13 protein-coding genes are annotated in these 17,460 nt (G+C 67.8%); 6 read left to right on the forward strand and 7 right to left on the reverse strand.

What is annotated here, in order from left to right; all coding sequences use genetic code 11:
* Positions 1–8: 8 nt before the first annotated feature.
* Together EYF70_RS17075 and eutC are read left to right on the forward strand one after the other, a co-directional pair.
* Positions 9–1,400: an ethanolamine ammonia-lyase subunit EutB gene (locus tag EYF70_RS17075; RefSeq protein WP_131146474.1), complete on the forward strand. Its 1,392-nt coding sequence runs from the start codon at positions 9–11 to the stop codon at positions 1,398–1,400.
* A gap of 11 nt (positions 1,401–1,411) precedes the next feature.
* On the forward strand, positions 1,412–2,221 hold the full coding sequence (eutC, locus tag EYF70_RS17080; RefSeq protein WP_131146475.1) for an ethanolamine ammonia-lyase subunit EutC: 810 nt from the start codon (positions 1,412–1,414) through the stop codon (positions 2,219–2,221).
* A gap of 44 nt (positions 2,222–2,265) precedes the next feature.
* Here the strand turns inward: eutC and EYF70_RS17085 are convergent, their stop codons facing one another.
* Positions 2,266–2,475 (reverse strand): hypothetical protein, encoded by a 210-nt coding sequence (locus EYF70_RS17085; RefSeq protein ID WP_131146476.1) that lies wholly within the window; start codon positions 2,473–2,475, stop codon positions 2,266–2,268.
* A 224-nt stretch (positions 2,476–2,699) separates the two neighbouring features.
* Here EYF70_RS17085 and EYF70_RS17090 point away from each other — a divergent pair, with 224 nt between their 5' ends.
* Together EYF70_RS17090 and EYF70_RS17095 are read left to right on the forward strand one after the other, a co-directional pair.
* Positions 2,700–3,230 (forward strand): PEP-CTERM sorting domain-containing protein, encoded by a 531-nt coding sequence (locus EYF70_RS17090; RefSeq protein ID WP_165497708.1) that lies wholly within the window; start codon positions 2,700–2,702, stop codon positions 3,228–3,230.
* A gap of 676 nt (positions 3,231–3,906) precedes the next feature.
* Positions 3,907–6,564 carry a TonB-dependent receptor gene (locus tag EYF70_RS17095; RefSeq protein ID WP_131146478.1) on the forward strand — a complete coding sequence of 886 codons (2,658 nt, stop codon included), beginning with the start codon at positions 3,907–3,909 and terminating at the stop codon, positions 6,562–6,564.
* Positions 6,565–6,650: 86 nt separating this feature from the next.
* On the opposite strand, the gene EYF70_RS17100 is transcribed toward EYF70_RS17095, so the two are convergent.
* Positions 6,651–7,475 carry an NAD-dependent epimerase/dehydratase family protein gene (locus EYF70_RS17100; RefSeq protein WP_131146479.1) on the reverse strand — a complete coding sequence of 275 codons (825 nt, stop codon included), beginning with the start codon at positions 7,473–7,475 and terminating at the stop codon, positions 6,651–6,653.
* Between the two features lie 295 nt (positions 7,476–7,770).
* Between EYF70_RS17100 and EYF70_RS17105 the strand changes: the two genes are divergently transcribed.
* Positions 7,771–9,597, forward strand: coding sequence for a hypothetical protein (locus tag EYF70_RS17105; RefSeq protein WP_131146480.1), 1,827 nt, complete (start codon positions 7,771–7,773; stop codon positions 9,595–9,597).
* 19 nt (positions 9,598–9,616) lie between these two features.
* On the opposite strand, the gene EYF70_RS17110 is transcribed toward EYF70_RS17105, so the two are convergent.
* The 4 genes from EYF70_RS17110 to EYF70_RS17125 all read right to left on the reverse strand — a co-directional run bounded on the left by EYF70_RS17110 (position 9,617) and on the right by EYF70_RS17125 (position 15,452).
* Positions 9,617–11,242 carry a PepSY-associated TM helix domain-containing protein gene (locus EYF70_RS17110; protein WP_131146481.1) on the reverse strand — a complete coding sequence of 542 codons (1,626 nt, stop codon included), beginning with the start codon at positions 11,240–11,242 and terminating at the stop codon, positions 9,617–9,619.
* Positions 11,243–11,246: 4 nt separating this feature from the next.
* On the reverse strand, positions 11,247–11,528 hold the full coding sequence (locus EYF70_RS17115) for a hypothetical protein (RefSeq protein WP_131146482.1): 282 nt from the start codon (positions 11,526–11,528) through the stop codon (positions 11,247–11,249).
* A complete protein-coding gene (locus EYF70_RS17120) occupies positions 11,525–11,788 on the reverse strand; it encodes a hypothetical protein (protein ID WP_229420424.1) in 264 nt (87 codons plus the stop codon). The genes EYF70_RS17115 and EYF70_RS17120 overlap by 4 nt, the downstream gene beginning before the upstream one ends.
* Before the next feature lie 391 nt (positions 11,789–12,179).
* Positions 12,180–15,452: an EAL domain-containing protein gene (locus EYF70_RS17125; protein ID WP_131146483.1), complete on the reverse strand. Its 3,273-nt coding sequence runs from the start codon at positions 15,450–15,452 to the stop codon at positions 12,180–12,182.
* 346 nt (positions 15,453–15,798) lie between these two features.
* Between EYF70_RS17125 and EYF70_RS17130 the strand changes: the two genes are divergently transcribed.
* On the forward strand, positions 15,799–16,929 hold the full coding sequence (locus tag EYF70_RS17130; protein WP_229420425.1) for a metallophosphoesterase: 1,131 nt from the start codon (positions 15,799–15,801) through the stop codon (positions 16,927–16,929).
* A 73-nt stretch (positions 16,930–17,002) separates the two neighbouring features.
* On the opposite strand, the gene EYF70_RS17135 is transcribed toward EYF70_RS17130, so the two are convergent.
* The gene (locus EYF70_RS17135; protein ID WP_131146485.1) at positions 17,003–17,416 is read right to left on the reverse strand and encodes a hypothetical protein; all 414 of its coding nucleotides are present in this window, start codon (positions 17,414–17,416) and stop codon (positions 17,003–17,005) included.
* Positions 17,417–17,460: the final 44 nt, after the last annotated feature.

Here is a 17,460-nt window from a genome sequence, read left to right on the forward strand (position 1 = left end):
CGACAGCGATGCCTCAATATTCCCATACCGTCGGCGCCCGGACCTACACCTTCGCCGGCTTGCGCGAGCTGCTGGCAAAGGCCACGCCGGCGCGCTCGGGCGACTACCTGGCCGGGGTGGCCGCCGGCAGCGCCGAAGAGCGCGTGGCGGCGCAAATGGCACTGGCCGCCCTGCCCGTTACCACCTTCCTCAACGAAGCCGTGGTGCCCTATGAAACGGACGAGGTCACGCGCCTGATCGTCGACGGGCACGACGCCGCCGCCTTTGCGCCCGTGCGCCATCTGACGGTGGGCGACCTGCGCGACTGGCTGCTGGGCGACGAAGCCGATACGGCCGCGCTGGCGCGGCTGGCGCCCGGCATCACGCCGGAGATGGCGGCCGCCGTGTCGAAGATCATGCGCATCCAGGACCTGGTGCTGGTGGCGCGCAAGTGCCGGCCCGTGACGCGCTTTCGCAACACGATCGGGCTGCCCGGCACGCTGTCGACGCGGCTGCAGCCGAACCATCCCACGGACGATGCGTCCGGCATCGCCGCCAGCCTGTTCGACGGCCTGCTGTACGGCAGCGGCGATGCGGTGATCGGCATCAATCCGGCCACCGACAACGTGGCCCAGGTGATCCACATCGTCACCATGCTCGACGAGATCATCGCCCGCTACGCCATTCCCACCCAGTCGTGCGTGCTCACGCACGTGACGAACACCATCGCCGCCATCGAACGGGGCGCGCCCGTGGACCTGGTGTTCCAGTCGATCGCCGGCACGCAGGCGGCCAATGCCAGCTTCGGCATCGACCTGGCCCTGCTGGACGAGGCGCGCGCCGCCGCCCTGTCGCTCGGGCGCGGCACCGTGGGCAACAACGTGATGTACTTCGAGACGGGCCAGGGCAGCGCGCTGTCGGCCAACGCCAACCACGGGGTCGACCAGCAGACCTGCGAAGCGCGCGCCTATGCCGTGGCGCGCCGCTTCGAACCCCTGCTGGTGAACACCGTGGTCGGCTTCATGGGCCCGGAATACCTGTACGACGGCAAGCAGATCACGCGCGCCGGCCTGGAAGACCATTTCTGCGGCAAGCTGCTTGGCCTGCCGATGGGCTGCGACGTGTGCTACACGAACCATGCCGAGGCCGACCAGGACGACATGGACGTGCTGCTGACGATGCTGGCCACCGCCGGCTGCACCTTCGTGATGGGCATTCCCGGCTCGGACGACATCATGCTGAACTACCAGACCACGTCGTTCCACGATGCGCTGTACGCGCGCCGCGCATTGGGGCTGCGGCCGGCGCCGGAGTTCGAACGCTGGCTGCGCGACCTGGGCATCTTCACCGCCGACGGCGAAGCGACCCTGGGCCGCACGCTGCCCGCGCCGTTCCAGCATGCTTTGCTGCAGTTTTCCTGAAGGAGCCCGCCATGCCGGATCCCCTCGGCAAACCCGATCCCTGGCAGGGGCTGCGCCAGTTCACCGCCGCGCGCATCGCGCTCGGCCACACGGGCGTCAGCCAGCCTACCGCCGCCCAGCTGGACTTCCAGCTGGCTCATGCGCGCGCCCGCGACGCAGTCCACCTCGCGCTCGACGCCGAAGCGCTGGCGCGCGAGCTGGAAGCGGCGTTGCCGGAAGCGGCTCCCTGCCTGGCGCTGCACAGCGCCGCGGAAAACCGCCACGTCTACCTGCAGCGGCCGGACCTGGGCCGCAGGCTGGACGCGGCGTCGCGTGCGCTGGCAGGGCGCGACCCGTCCGCCGCGAATACGCGGCCGTTCGACGTGGCCTTCGTGGTGGCGGACGGTCTCTCCTCGCTCGCCGTCACGCAGCACGCGGCACCGTTCCTCGCGCTGCTGCGCGAACGTTTGCAGGGCGGGCCCTGGTCGCTGGCCCCGCTGTCCGTGGTGCGGCAGGGGCGCGTGGCAGTCGGCGACGAGGTCGGCGAACTGCTGGGTGCGAAGCTTGTGGTGGTGCTGATCGGCGAGCGCCCGGGCCTGAGTTCGCCGGACAGCATGGGCCTGTACATCACGTGGATGCCGGCCGTGGGCCTGACCGATGAGCGGCGCAACTGCATCTCGAACGTGCGGCCCGCCGGGCAAACCTATGGCGAGGCGGCGGCCCGGCTGCATTATCTGCTGGCCGAAGCGCGCCGGCGGCAGCTGACCGGGGTGGGGTTGAAGGACGAAAGCGGCGCCCCCGCGGCGCTGGCGGGGGATGGAAGCAGGAAATTTTTGTTGTGAGCGTCCTGCTGTGAGCGTGACCGGCGCGGGCGGCGCGCGAGGCGTCAGCGCGGCCTGGACCTGGGTTTGACCGCGGGCGCGGGCGCGGGCCGGGTCGGGGACATGTCGACGTGGGTGATCGACACCGCCACGGGATCGCTCGCCGGGAAGGATTCGTCCAGCGCCTCGTCCAGTTCGTCATCTGGCACGCTGGCCTGGCTGGTGCTGGCGGGAAGCTGGCGTTTCGCCGGCTGGTGCTGTCGAGGGGTCGTCATGGGGCACTCCCTGGTCGGAAAATCCCATTCTAGGCCGGGCACGGGCGCCGCGCCCGTGCCTTAAGGGATAGATGCGGGCCGCCGCGCTGTCCGGCTTGCGCAGCGAGGAGGCGGCGCGAGGAACTTTTTGCGGCTGTCCCCGCGCGACAACCTCCAGTCGCCATCGCGGCGTGATACTTGGTCTGCCTATCGTCAGGCAACCCACCATCCACGGAGAGCACGCCATGAAACCATCCGCACTGTTCCGCCCCGCTCTAGCGATTATCTTCCTCCTTGCCGGACTGGCCCAATCGGCCCGTGCCGATATCGTGACCGTCACCGGCGATACCACCGGCAGCCCGGCTTTCGACCGCCCGCTTGCCGATTTCTCCGCCCTGTCGACGAACGGCACCGGTTCGCACTACGACATCATCGAATTCACTGTCGCGGAGACCGAAGAGTATGCGATCTATGGCACCGGGAACTTCGATACCTTCCTGTTTCTCTACCAGGCCTTCGACCCCGCCACCCCGCTTACGGGCGGACTGCGTGCCGATGACGACCTGACCACGACCTTTTCTTCCGGCTTCGCGACGGACCTGAATGCCGGGCAGGAGTACATCCTCGTCATGGCCGGGTTCGACAGCGCCGACTTCGGTGCCTACAGCATCACCATCAGCGGCCCCGGCGCGATCTCGCTGGTGCCCGAACCGGCATCGTGGCTGATGCTGGGCATCGGCGTGCTTGGGCTGGCGCTTTGCCGCCGGGCGCGGTGACGGGCCTTGGTTGTAGCGCCGTCCGGTCAAGCGTCAAAAGAGCACGCATTTTCCCCGACGGCGAAGGGCTGGGGTAGACACGGGTCTACTCCTTATGCCGCTTAGATAAGCCCACCCCAAGTGCAGATTCCGGGGTCAGACCCGGCGGGTCTGACCCCAGCAGTTCGCCGTTGGGGGTAGTGGCAGCCGGTCGTGGCAGGCCACGATACCAGCGCAAACGTTTTCTCAACCTGTCGCAAGAACGCTAGTGCGGGCAGGCTCATATTCTTTCCCCAGCCCCTGAACAAAAGCCGCAACACTTTTGCAAGTCGAAGTTAATCGTTTTCCTTATTATATTGACTTCGTGCTTTCTCCTGCCTACGATCGACGTAACTAATATATCAGGAGACAATCATCTTGCACCCCTCATCCCCTTCCCTCATGACTCCCCTCGAGCGCGGAGGACACGGCGGTTTCGTCCTCGAGCATGCCACCCGCCACAACCCGGCGGCCCAGGAACCCAGCATCCCGCTCGACTAAGCCGGCCACTACTTTCTCGAAGCATTGCTGCGCCTGAAGGCGGCGCCGGGCGGCAGCTGAAACAAGGGGCCGGAGCATCGGGATCGGCGCCGCGGGATGGACCGCGGCGGCCGCTACCCGGGCCCGGCTGTTTTTTGAACAATTGGAGGAGACCAGATTGAACAAGAGCGAAATCGCAGGGGCCGGCATGGCCATGGAACCAGAGGGTGCCCGCACCGCAGGAGAAGGCCCGGCCGCAGCCCGAACCCTGCCGGCGCGCAAGCGCGTGGCCGCGGTAGTCGCGCTCGCCGTCGCGCAGTGGGCGTCGCCCGCACTGGCCCAGGAAGCCAGGGACGCCACGCAGGCTGCACCAGCCACGCAAACCGCACAGGCATCGCAAGCCAGGCTGGCCACGGAAACCGAAGCCCAGCCCGATCCGAACCGGCTGCAGTCGGTGGTCGTCACGGCCAACAAGCGCGTTGAAAAACTCGAGAGCGTGCCGATGGCCATTTCCGTGCTGTCGGAGGAAACCCTGCAGCGCAATAACGTGCGCGAGATCGAAGATGTCGTCGCGCTCACGCCATCGCTGACCCAGGCTTCCGGCACCACCGCCGCCAACAACGCGCTGTTCATGCGCGGCATCGGCACTGTGTCGGTCGGCATCGGCGTGGAATCGGACGTCTCGGTGATCATCGACGATATCCCCATCGCCGTGCAGTTCCAGGCCTTCCGCGACCTGGCCGACGTGTCGCGCGTGGAAGTGCTGAAAGGCCCGCAGAGCACCCTCTTCGGCAAGTCGGCCGTGGCCGGCGCGATCAACATCGTCACCAAGCCGATCAGCGGGCCGGTCGTGTACCGGGGCAGCGCCTACTACACCAACGACCACGAATGGCGCCTGGCCGCTTCGGTGGGCGGGCGGATGACGGACACCTTCGGCATGCGCATCGCCGTCAACAAGAGCGACATGCCGGGCAACTTCACCAACCTGACCACCGGCGAGAAGGTCAATGGATCGTCCGGCAAGACCATGATGGCGAAGTTCACGTGGACGCCGATTCCGAACCTGGACATCGACTTCATGCCGCAATATAACGAGCAGTCGAACACGCGCGGCGTCACCGCCGTGAACGCGTTCTACCGCACCACCGGCTCGGCCGCCAACGGCGACCTGGCGCGCGTGCCGGTCGACCTGTCCACCGCCTACATGAACGGCAATCCGCAATTGCCGGCCACGCTGGTCCTGGCCGGCATCGATCCCACCAATCCGGACAACCGGTCGGTGCGGCGCGACTTCCCCACCGGGATCAGTTCCCGCACCACCGGAACGGGCCTGAAGCTGTCGTACACCCTACCCAGCGACGCGGTGCTGATGTCGATCTCGTCCTGGCAGCGCTACAAGGCGAACGACTCGCGCGACCAGGACTTCACGGACGTGCCGACCATCGCCCGCCCCGGCGAGACCCGCTTCACCGTCGGCAACAGCCAGTTCGGCTCCTACGACATCCGCTCGAAGACCCAGGAATTGCGCCTCGTCTCGCCGGACGGCGGCGCCCTGCGCTACGTGGCCGGCCTGTGGTGGGCCCGCAACGAGATCGACCGCCACTTCATCCGCGGCTTCTGCGTGGCGCCGGTACGCTGCGCGGCCAACTCGCCATCGAGCCCCACCAACTACTACACCGACATCTACAACGTGAACAAGGCCGTGTTCGGCCAGGGCACCTGGGACTTCGCGCCCACCTGGACCCTGGTCGCCGGCGTGCGCCGCAACCTCGAGGAATCCGGCTTCAACTACGAGCGCAGCTTCTACACCGACCAGCTGGACCGTTCCACCTTCGTGCCCGGCCCGGTGGGCGTGGACGTGTTCAGCAGCAGCGGCAACGAGGACTGGGCCACCACCGGCAAGCTGAGCCTCCAGAAGCAGCTCAACGCCGACTGGATGGTGTACGCGATGACGGCCACCGGCCACAAGGGCAAGGCCTACGATGTGACCAGCGGCCTGCGCGCATCGGCCGCCTTCCCGGTGGATCCGGAAACCAGCCGCACCTACGAGCTGGGCGCGAAGGCCAACCTGTTCAACAACCGCCTGTCGATCGCCGCGACGGTCTACAAGACCGACTTCGAGCACTACCAGCAGAACACCTCGTTCGTGCTGCCGGACGACCCGACCATCTACACCCAGCTCCACTCGATCCCGAAAATCCGCACCAAGGGTTTCGAGCTCGACGCCAACATGCTGCTGTCGGCGAACTGGTCGGTCAACGCCGCGCTGGCCTACACGCGGCCCAGCATCGTCGACTGGAAGAACGGCCCCTGCTACCAGGACAACACCAATCCCGCGATCGGCGGCACGGGGCTGGGCGAAGGCGGTTCGCTGGGCGGCTGGAACCGCCAGTGCTTCCCGATCCGCGCCGGCGCCACCACCGGCATCCAGGACCTGTCCGGCGGCGTGTTCCCGGGCACGCCGAAGATCAAGGTCAATATCGGCAGCAACTACGACATGCGCTTCACGTCGCTGCCGTTTCGCGCCTTCGTCAACGGCAATGTGCGCTACCAGGGGGATTACCAGACCAACATCAACAACGATCCGCGGTCGGTCAACGCCGGCTACACGATCGCCGACCTGGGCTTCGGCATCCGCGAAGCGGGCGACCGCTGGCGCCTGAGCTTCCGCGTCAACAACCTGTTCGACCGGTTCTACATCCCCAACGCGAACGCCAGCGGGCCGAGCTTCCGGGCCGGGCCGACGTCCACGTCGCCGAACATCACGGTCGACAGCTGGGTGCCGCCGCGCGATGTGTTCCGCTACTTCAGCGCCAAGCTGGATGTGAAGTTCTGACCGTTTCGCTCCGCGGCCGCGGCGCCGTCCCGCAAGGAGGGCGCCGCAAAGCGGGACGTCAATGCAGCGACGTCACCGCGGCGGGGTCAATCCTTGTAGATCGGCCCGGCCAGCACGAACGGGCCGCCCTGGAACGTGGCGGCGATGTCGTCCGCCGGCGGCCAGGCGCCGGCTTGCGGGAAGCGTTCGGCATAGGGCCGCGAGCTGTGCTTCGGCACGAATCCCAGGTGCGCGGCCTGCCGGTTGTCCCACCAGCGCACGGTGTTGTCGGACACGCCGAACGTGATCGTGTGGCCGACGCGGGGCGTGAACAGCGCGCAGCGCACCAGCTCCACCAGGTCGTCGTGGGCCAGGAAGGTGACCATCATGCGCGCGTTGCGCGGTTCCTCGAACGAGGAGCCGATGCGCAGGCAGACGGTCTCGATGCCGAAACGGTCGTAGTAGTAGCGCGACAGGGCTTCGCCGAAGCACTTCGACACGCCATACAGGCAGTCGGGGCGCAGCGGCGCGCTGGCGTCGACCACCTCGGTGGTGGGATAGAAGCCGACCACGTGGCTGGAGCTGGCGTAGATGACGCGCTTGATGCCCTGCTTGTGGACCGCTTCGTACAGGTTGTGCAGGCCGACGATATTGGCCTGCACGATCTTGCTGGCCTCTTCTTCCACGGACACGCCGCCGAAGTGAAGCACGGCGTCCACGCCGTCGAGCAGCGCCAGCACGGCGTCGCGGTCGGCCAGGTCGCAGCGCACGACTTCCTCGCCGGCCTGCGCGGCGGGGATATCGCGCACGTCGCTGACGCGGATCACCTCCGCCCACGGCTTGATGCGCTCGCGCAGCAGGGTGCCGAGGCCGCCGCCGGCACCGGTCAGCAGCAGGCGTTGGAAGGGTTTCGGGGAGGGTTCGTGGCTCATGGGTTGGCTCCGTGGTGAGGGAAAACGTTTAACTTAATTCCGCCGAGTATAACTGAAGCGTGTAGCGGGTCAATGGTGTCAAGTAGCCAATGCACTACCCCGCGGCGTAAAAGCCAGCACATCCTATGCGCATGCGTTCACCCCAGCGGCGAAAGGCTGGAGTCAGACCCGGCGGGTCTGACCCCGGCATTTGCACTTGGGGTGGGCCTATCCAGCGGCACTGGTAGCAGACGTATTTACTTTGGCAGCCCGATACCCTATATTTTTAGAAAACGTTTAACAAAATGGAGACACGATGCGCCTTGCTTTCCCCCTGCTGGCCGCCGCGAGCCTGCTCGCCGCGCCCGCCTTCGCCCAGCAACCGCTGCAGCACAGCGTCGCGAAGGCCTACCCGCAACTTGAAACGCTGTTCCAGAAACTGGTCAAGGAACGGGAGAGCATCACCATCGATGGCCAGGCGGCCCTGAAAAGCAAGGACAAGTTCTTGCCCGGCAAGATCGCCACCGGCCTGGCCGACCTGCTGGTCCACCTCGACCCAGCCGATCCGCGCCTGCCCGGCATGCTGCGCGACTATGCAGGACTGGCCGACCTGACGATCGGCATGGAAAACGAGACCTGGGGCATCTACTACTACATCGGCGCGCTGTACCGCCTGAAGCAGGCCGGCCTGCTGGAGCGCGCCGTGCGCCCCGCCACGCTGGCGAAACTGCGCGAGCGCCTCGACTGGCGCACCTTCGTCCGCCAGCCCGGCTTCGAGCTGATCGACCTGCCGACCAATTACTACGGGGTGGCCTTCAGCATCGCCCGCCTGCGCATGCTGATGGGCTGGGAAGACCAGGGCGCCAGCGACGTCCTGCTCGACAAGATGCTCAGGCACTATGCCGCCTACTCCGGCGAGTATGGCTTCAGCGACGAGACCGACGGCCAGGGCCGCTTCGACCGCTACAGCATCCTCCTGAGCGCCGAGATCTGCGAACGCTTCATCGAAACGGGCATGACGGTGACGCCGGAACTGAAGGCGCTGCTGCGCAAGTCGGCCGAGGTGGCCCTGAACAGCGCCACCGCGAACGGCAGCGGCTTCACCATGGGCCGCAGCCTGGGGCCCTATGGCGAGACCGCCATGCTGGAGATCCTGTCCACCGCGGCCTACCTTGGCGTCCTGAGCCCCGAGGAAAAGGAGTACGCCTATGCCTACTCGTCACGCATCGCCGGGCGCTACATGGATTTCTGGTACGACCCGGGCATCGGCTCCGTCGACCTGTGGAACCAGGGGCGGCGCACCGACACGTACCGCGGCAAGCACCGCATCCTGGGCGAAAACTTCTCGCTGCTGCACCAGCTGATCGCCACCAGCGAGATGTGGGACCGCGCCGGCATGAAGGGCGTGGCGCCGCGCAAGGATCTCGCGGAATGGCTCGAGCGCACGCGCCCGAAGTTCAGCCTCACCCGTTTCGCGCGCGGCGAGTACGACCGCGCACTGGCCATCTGGCGCGACAGCGGGCATGTCTTCAGCCTGTCGCTGATCAATGGCGGCCAGGGCCAGCATGCCAACAGCCCGTATTATCCCCTGCCCTTCGCCGACAATGTCGTGGCCGGTATCGCCGACAGCGGCTACGCGCATCCGCAACTGCTGCCCAAGTTCACGCTGGCGGACGGCAGCGAGCTGATGGCCACAGCGTTCATGAAGGATATCCAGAGCAGCGCGCGGGGCGCCGGCCATGCCGTGACGTACCGGCAGGACGAGCTGACCCGCCTCGGCAAGAACCTGCCGCAGAAGGATGCCCGCCTCCGCGTCGAAACCGAATACACGCTGCAGCCCGGTGCGATCACCCGTACCGACCGCTTCATCCCGGCGGCACCGCTCGACGTGGCCGATCTCAGCCTGGAGTTCGCGTCGTTTTCGGCCGGCGCCGCGCAGGAAGGCGGCACGGTGCGCTTCAAGGAGGGCGCCGTGCATGCCTTCGAAGTGCGCGGCCCCGCTAACTGCACCGTGCAGCCGGCGGGCGACAGCGCGCTGTACCGCGCCCCGTACGGCCCGATGAAATCGGTGGTGCGGTGCCGCAGCGGCGCCTTCGCCATGCGCGAACCGCTGGTGGTCAGCTGGACCATCCGGTACCGGTAGGCGAACGAAAAGATGGCCGTCAGGCGGCCATCCCGGGCCGGGACGCTGCCCAGACGCTGTCGCTGCGGCCCGCCGCAACCCTGCGGCCGGTACGCCGCGCCATCGCCGCGAACGCCAGCGCGCCGGCACCGGCCACCAGGTCGACGGCCAGCGTTGCCGTGTCGGCGGACACCCACCAGGTTCCCGGTACGAGCCAGGCGGCCAGCGACAGCGCGGGGATGAGCGCAGTGGCGATGGCGGCGCCCCAAAGCAGGTGCACACCGGCGCGCGCCGCGCCCGCCACGAACGACCATGCCACCGCGCCCAGGAACACCGTGTAGTAGACCAAGCGGTGCCATTCGCCCGGATCGGCGACGACGCCATGCAAGCCCTTGGCCGCGGCGATCGCCAGCGACACGGCGCAGATGCAGCCCAGGCAGACGCCGACCGTGGCCGCCGCCATCCACCGGGTGGCGCGGCGCTGCTCGACGGGGCCATGGCCGGCCCGCTCGCTGCGCCGCCGGCTTTCGACCCACAGCAGGTTCCCCGTGTAGAACAGGAAGGCGCCGGCCAGGCCCAGTACGAAATACGCCCACGCCACCGATGGCCCGCCGAAGCTGGCGAAGTGCAGCGCGAAGAAACTGGTCAGCGTGGCCGCCGATCCCGGTTGCAGCCCAGGGGTGTAGTCGGTGCCGCCGATTTTGCCCGTGTACGGGTCCATCAGGATGAAACCGCCCTCCGGCGTGCGGGCGATATCGGTGGGCGCGCGCCCCCACACGCGCACGTTCGCGCCGGACTTGCCGACCCGCGCATAGTGCAGCGCGACGGGCTCGAAGCCGGGTGCCGCGGCACGGGCGCGCGCCACCAGTTCCGCGGGCGCCAGCAGACTGGCCGGATCCGGCGCCACGCGCGGCGGCTTCGGTGTGCCCGCGCGCCACAGCGCGTCGATCTTGCCGTCGTACAGGGCAGCATCCTGCGCGGCATACAGCCCGTCGTGGAAAGCAAACACGGTGGCCGTGAGCGCCATGATCACGTGGAACGGCAAGCTGACGATGCCGATCACGTTGTGCGCATCGAGCCACATGCGCTTCAGGTTGCGGCCCAGCCGCAGCGCAAAGAAATCCTTGGCCAGGGTGGGCAGCAGCACTACCACGCCGGAGATCAGCGCCAGCGCATACAGCGCGGCCACCACGCCCATCACCCAGCGGTTCGGATCGGTGTCGTACGGCAGGCCGACCACGCGGTGCAGTACGTCGAGGAATTCGGCCAGCTTTGCCGGCCGCTGTTCCGCTACCCGGACACTGCCGTCGGGTGCCAGCGTGGCGCTGAAATGGCGGTCGTTGCCGCGGTCGTGGTCGTCCTCGCTGCCGTCGGATTCATCCCAGCTCAGGCGCATGCCGCCGGCCCCGTTGCCTTCGGCGACCAGGTCGAGCCGGAAGCGGTCCGCGATGGCCGGCCGTACCGCCAGCGTGGCGGCGATCAGCGCCGGCGCGTCCCCCAGCGGCACGGTTGCTCCATGGGCGCCCGGCGGCGTGGCCCAGCGCGACAGCGGCTCCTTGAAGACCGTCAGCGCGCCGGCATAGAAGGCGATGAACAGCGCCATGCCGGCCACGATGCCGGTCCAGGTATGCAGGGATTTGTAGGTGCGGATCAGTTCACTGCGCATGGCGTCACGGTCGGGTCAGAGAGTACAGCAGGATGCCCAGCAGCGACGCGCCGCCGAGCCAGGCCCACGCATGCCGGCCGGTGGGGAAGAAATACACGCCGCCGGCCACGCCGAGCCATACCGGCGGCATCAGCCACATCGCCAGCTGGGTGCGCGTCGGCGGCGCGATGGACTGACCCAGCCGCACGAACAGCGCGCTGGCCAGCAGCGCCAGCACGAAGCCGCAGGCGATGCCGGCCAGGGTCTGCGCCCACCACGTGGCGGGCGTCCGCTCGCGCGCGCTCATGGCCGCGCGCGCCGCCAGGCGCCCAGGTACGGCCACGCGACAAACAGCAGCATGGTCCATGTGCAGAACAGGAACACGGCAGCCAGCGGGCGCCAGGCCTGCAGCATGGCCGCCAGGGCCGCCAGCAGCGCCAGCGATCCCGCCACGCGCGCCGGGCGGGCCGGCAAGGGCCGGGCAAGCCAGCTCTGGTGCGGCGACGCGAGGTAGATGGCCAGCGTGCCCGCGCAGAGCAGCATGAAGCCGATGACGGCGGCGGTCACGGGGCCACCCGTGCGACGGAATGTGACACTGTTGAATCGTGAACCATGCGTGCAATCCCAATTAAACGCAAATCGTTCTCATTATCATTCAATTATATGGGTGTTTTGGCAAGAATGACAGGGGGTGTTCTTGGCATGGCCGCGCCTGAGCCTGCGCCGTGGGTGACGCCGTCAAGTTAAGCATTACCCGACACATTGAAAGCGCATGCATACACCCCAACGGCGAACGGCTGGGGTCAGACCCGGCGGGTCTGACCCCGGACTCTGCACTTGGGGTAAGCACGCGCTGATGGGATGCCAGCGCGCCCGAAGCGAGTGGCACTCGGCATGCTTTCATGTCACTCGACGGCCGGCCGCGTCCACTAGCTTGCCGGGATGGACGGCACCAGCCTCAGTGCGCCATCTGCCCTTCCAGCAGCCGCTCGAAGACTTCGCGGGTTACCGCCTTCGAGTAGAAATAGCCCTGGATGTAGTCGCAGCCGATGGCGGCCAGGGCATCGCGCTGCGCGCCCGTCTCGACGCCTTCGGCAATGGCCTCGATGCCGAGCCGGTGCGCCAGGTCGACGATGGCTTCGGTGAGCGCCTTGTCGCCGCTGTCGCCGGGCAGGTTGTCGATGAACGACTTGTCGATCTTCAGGTAATCGATCTCGAAGCGCTTCAGGTAGGACAGCGCCGAAAAGCCGGTGCCGAAGTCGTCGATCGACACCTTGGCCCCCGCGGCATGCAGCGTGCCGAGGCACCGGTTCACCTGCTCCGCATCGTGGACCAGCACCCCTTCGGTGATTTCCACGGTAATGCTGTGGTGGGGCAGGTTCGCCTGGACCACGCGGTCGAGCCAGGACAGGGGGCCTCGCTGCTCGAATTGCGATGCGGAAATGTTGACGCTCAGTTCGATCACGCGGCCGTACATCCGGTTCCACCGCAACACGCTGGCGATGGCTTCCTCCACCACCCACTCGCTGATCTCCCGGATCAGCCCCGCCTCTTCCGCCAGCGGGATAAACAGCGCCGGGCTGACCATGCCGCGTTCCGGATGGCGCCAGCGCAGCAGCGTCTCGGCCTTGCGGATATGGCCCGTGGCGACTTCGACGATGGGCTGGTAGTGCACGGCCAGCTCATGGCGGGCCAATGCCTCGCGCAAGTCGTTGGTCAGCAAGAACTTCACATGCGCCCGCTCGTGCAACTCCGGCATGAAATACTGGAATTGCCCGCGCCCGGCTTCCTTGGACAGCCGTACCGCGTGCTCGGCATGCCTGACGAGCTGGATGGCGTCGCTGCCGTTCTCCGGATAGACGCTGATGCCGACGCTGGCGGACGCGTAAGCCACGCCGTCCGGATCGAGGGGCAGCGGCGCGGCGACAGCGTCGATCACGGCCTGGGCCAGCGGCTCCGGGTGCAGTTGCCCCTCGACTTCGTGGATCACGAGCGCGAACGCGTCGCCCCCGAGGCGCCCCATCGTGGCATCTTCGGGCAGGCAGCCGGCGATGCGCCCGGTCAGCTCGATCAGCGCCCGGTCGCCCTGGGCGGCGCCGAAGCTGTCGTTGATGTCGCGGAAGCGGTCGAAATCGAGCTGCAGCACGGCCAGCGCCTCGTCGGCGCCGTGCGCCTTGCGGATATCCTGTTCGAGACGGTCGAGGAACAGCCGGCGGTTCGGCAGCCCGGTCAGCGCGTCGAAGTTGGTCTGGCGCCAGATCAGCTCGTCCTTCTGTTTTTGCGCGCTGATGTCGTGGAACTGGATCACATGGCGGAAGATGCCGCCGTCCGGCTGGCGGATCACGCGGATATCGACACACTTGGTGCTCTCGGTGCCGTCGGCCTCGCGGTCCAGCACTTCGCCCTGCCACTGGCCGTCGGCCACCAGGTGCTGCCACAGGTGCGCATAGAAGCCGCTGTCGTGCATGGCCGACTCGAACAGGCGCGGGCGCGTGCCACGGGCCGCGGCCAGCGACATGCCGGTTTGTGCCGTGAACGCGGGATTGACGTCGACGATGCGGTTGTCGGCATCGGTGACCACGATGGCTTCCGGGCTGGTCTGGTAGATCAGGTTCGCCATGCGCATCGACTCTTCCAGCGCGCGGCGCTCGGTCACGTCCTGCACCGTGCCGCGCAGTTTGACCACCCGGTCGCCGTCGAGCACGGGACTGCACTGCATGCGCACCCAGGTGCGCGGCCCCGGCGTCTCGAACTCCAGTTCCAGGTCGAACGGCTCGCCGCGCGCGATGGCCGCCGCGCAGGCCTGCTCGGCCACTTTCCGGTCGCTCACCTTGCAGCAGCCCAGGAAGAGTTCCAGCGTCAGCGGCCGGGCCGTCACGGCCTGGCAGATGCGCGCCACCTCGTCGGTCCAGCGCAATTGTCCGTCGGCCGGGTCGAGCTCCCACGCGCCGATGCGGGCCAGCGCGCTCATTTCCTGCAGCAGCCTGTCCTGCTCGAACAGCAGGCGTTCGCGCTCGCGGCGCTCGGTGATGTCGCGCGCCACGCCCAGCACGCCGAGCACCGTGCCGTCGGCGTTCCGGATCGGGGTCTTGATGGTTTCAAACACACGCTCGGCGGCCTGGCCCGGCACCGCCACGTGATCTTCCCCCGTGAGCGCGCGGCCGGCCAGCAGCGCGGCGAGATCGTCTTGCCGGAAGCGCTCGCCCGCCAGCGCGCCGAACAGCGCGACATCGTCCTTGCCGATGATCTCTTCCCTCGGCCGGTCCAGCAGTGCCGTCAGCTGGTGGTTGCAGGCCTGGTAGATGCCCGCGGCGTCCTTCAGCCAGATCAGGTCCGTGCTGCTCTCGATCAGCGTGCGCAATTGCGCCTTCTCGTACTCAAGCTCACCAGTACGGTTGCGCACCGCCCTGCGCACGGACACCAGCCAGCCCCCCAGCAGCAGGACCAGCCCGCCCAGCACGGCCAGCGCCTGCAACAGCGGGCGCCCGTAGCTGGCGAAGCCCAGCGGGCGTCCCATCCATTTATCGTGCAGGGCGGCGATGTCGTCGGGACTGATGCGGGCCATGCCGCCTTCGACCAGCGCCAGCGTGGCCGCGTCGCCCTTCCTGACCGCCCGGCGCACCTGCGTTTGCGCGACTTCGACCGTCTTCATGTAGTCGTCATGCACGCCGAGCCGGAAGAAATCATAGTTGGCCGCGTTGTCGTCCATGCACAGCAGCTTGACGCTGCGATCGGCAAGCCCGGCAAGCAGCGCCTGGTACGACATGGTCCGGACGTCGACGCGGCGGCGTTGCAGCCGCTCCACGCAGGCATCGTCGACCTGCACCGTGACCGCGAATCCTTTCAGGCTGGCGAAATCATGGATGCCGGTGATGGCCCGGTGCGCATAGATCGACGTCGTCACGTCCGCATAGGGCGCGGAGAAATCCAGGTACGCGGTGCGCCCTTCGGTGTGGAAAATGGTGTCGGCCACGTCGACCCGGCCTTCGCGCAGCAGACGTTGGACATCCGGCCAGTCGACCGGATACAGTTCCACCTTCACGCCGGTCTGCTGCTCCCACAGGCGCCACAGGTCGACCGAATAGCCTTCCAGCTTGCCGTCGGCATTGCGGAAGGCAAACGGCGGGTAGTTCCGTTCCAGGACCACGCGCAGGGGCGCGGCGACGGCCGCCGCGGGCAGGCAGAGGCCGATCGCCAGCAGCACGCGGACGAGCGGGAAAACGATGGCCATGCCGGCTTGGCGAGGCGTGCGCACGTTATGAGGGACCGGTCATTCACCTGGCCAGCGCAGCGGTGAGACGCTGTCACCAGGGAATGCAACTGAAAGTAAACAACAGGGTACCGCATTGGCGCCCGTACGGACGCATCGCACGGACGCATTGTCGCCTGGCACCCTGGTCAGTCCCTGGCCACGCATGGCGCAGGCGCCCGGCCGGTTGCCCTCGCCGGCCCGGCGGATGCAGTGCTCAGCCATGAAAAGCCCATCCGTGCTACGCTGTCGCCCGCGTTTTGCACTCATCACGAACGGCCTTGCCCACGACGGTGCAGGGTCATCGAACGACTCCAAGGATTTTCCTGTGCTGCCCATCGTAAACCTCGTCCTCGGCGCGTACCTGATCTGGCGGTACGTCTGGACCTTGCGCCTCGGCGTGCCCGGCAAGGCCGCGCTGGCGGCCCTGCTCATGGCGCTGATCGAACATCACTGGCTGGTCGCCCGCGTGTTCGGCGGCACCATCGCGTCGCCGGAAATCCCCCGGGCCGCGCTGATCGGCGTGAGCGTGGCGTATGGCACGCTGGCCACGACGGCGGTGCTGCTCCTGCTCCGCGACCTGGCCGGCCTGGCCGCGTGGCTGCCGTCGCGCGCGGCCGGGCGGGCCATCCTGGGCAACCGGGCGGCGCCCCATGTGTTCCTGGCCGCCAGCCTGGTCCTGGCCGGCATCGGCGTGGCGCAGGCCATCAAGGTTCCGGCCGTCAAGCAACTGGAAGTCGCGCTGCCTGGCCTGCCGGCGGAGCTCGACGGTTACCAGGTCGCGCACCTGACCGACCTGCACCTGAGCCGCCTGCTGCAGGCTCCCTGGGCCGCGGCGACGGTCGCGGCCACCAACGCCGCGGCGGCGGACCTGATCGTCATCTCGGGCGACCTGGTCGACGGCACGCCCGCGGCGCGCGCCGCCGATGTGGCGCCATTGGCCGGTCTGTCGGCCAGGGACGGCGTGTTCGCCGTGGCGGGCAACCACGAATACTATGCCGACTACGTGGCGTGGATGCGCAAGTTCGACGAACTCGGCATCGACATGCTGGAGAACCGCCACGTGGTGATCCGCCAGGGCTTCGTGCTGGCCGGCGTTCCCGACCAGATGGCCGCCCGCCACGGGCAGCGCATTCCCGACACCGCCGCCGCGCTGGCGGGCAAGCCGGCCGGCCTGCCCGTCGTGCTGCTCGATCACCGGCCGGCCAACGTGCTGCACAACCAGCCGCTGGGCGTCGACCTGCAACTGTCCGGCCACACCCATGGAGGGCACGCCGTCGGCCTGGACTGGATCATCGCGCGCTTCAACAAGGGTTTTGTGTCCGGGCGCTATGCGGTCGGGCGGGGGATGCTCTATGTGAGCAATGGCGCCGGGCTGTGGCCGGGCTTCCCGATCCGGCTGGGCAGGCCTTCCGATATCACGCTGATCACGCTGCGCACCGCAAGGCCGGTGGGCTGACGGCCGGGCGCGGGAAATCAGTCAACCCGCCCAGTCCAATCGCCCAGTCCAATCGCCCAGTCCAACCGCCGCGTCAGTGCACCGGCCCGCGCGTGCGCGCCACGGCGCCGTGCCAGCCGAGCCAGAGCGCCATCCGGTGCGTTACCCAGTAGGCTTCCTCGAGCGACGTCCAGCCGGAAAGCGCCAGCGCGCTCCGGTAGCGGACCAGCACGTGGCGTTGTTCCGCCTGCGAGGGGAAGGCTTCGCCGCGTTCCCTGATGAGCGCGCAGAGCTGCTGCGCCAGGGCCTGGCAGGTGGCGAAACGGGCGTGATAGGCGGTGCCGCAATACTGCAGCGCGATGGCGTGTTCGTCGAACGCGGCATCGGGCGCCGCTACCGCATCGTCGATCATGTCGAGCACGTCGTCCGGCACGGGGAAATCGGCCGGCACGATGCTGTCGATATCGATCTCGGATCGATCCGGCGGCGGAGTCTGGGTGTGTTTCATGGGCATGCTCCCGCAATGACCGGCGAGCCTCCGCGCACATGCCG

This window comes from Pseudoduganella albidiflava, from assembly GCF_004322755.1.
GTDB lineage: Bacteria > Pseudomonadota > Gammaproteobacteria > Burkholderiales > Burkholderiaceae_D > Rugamonas > Rugamonas albidiflava.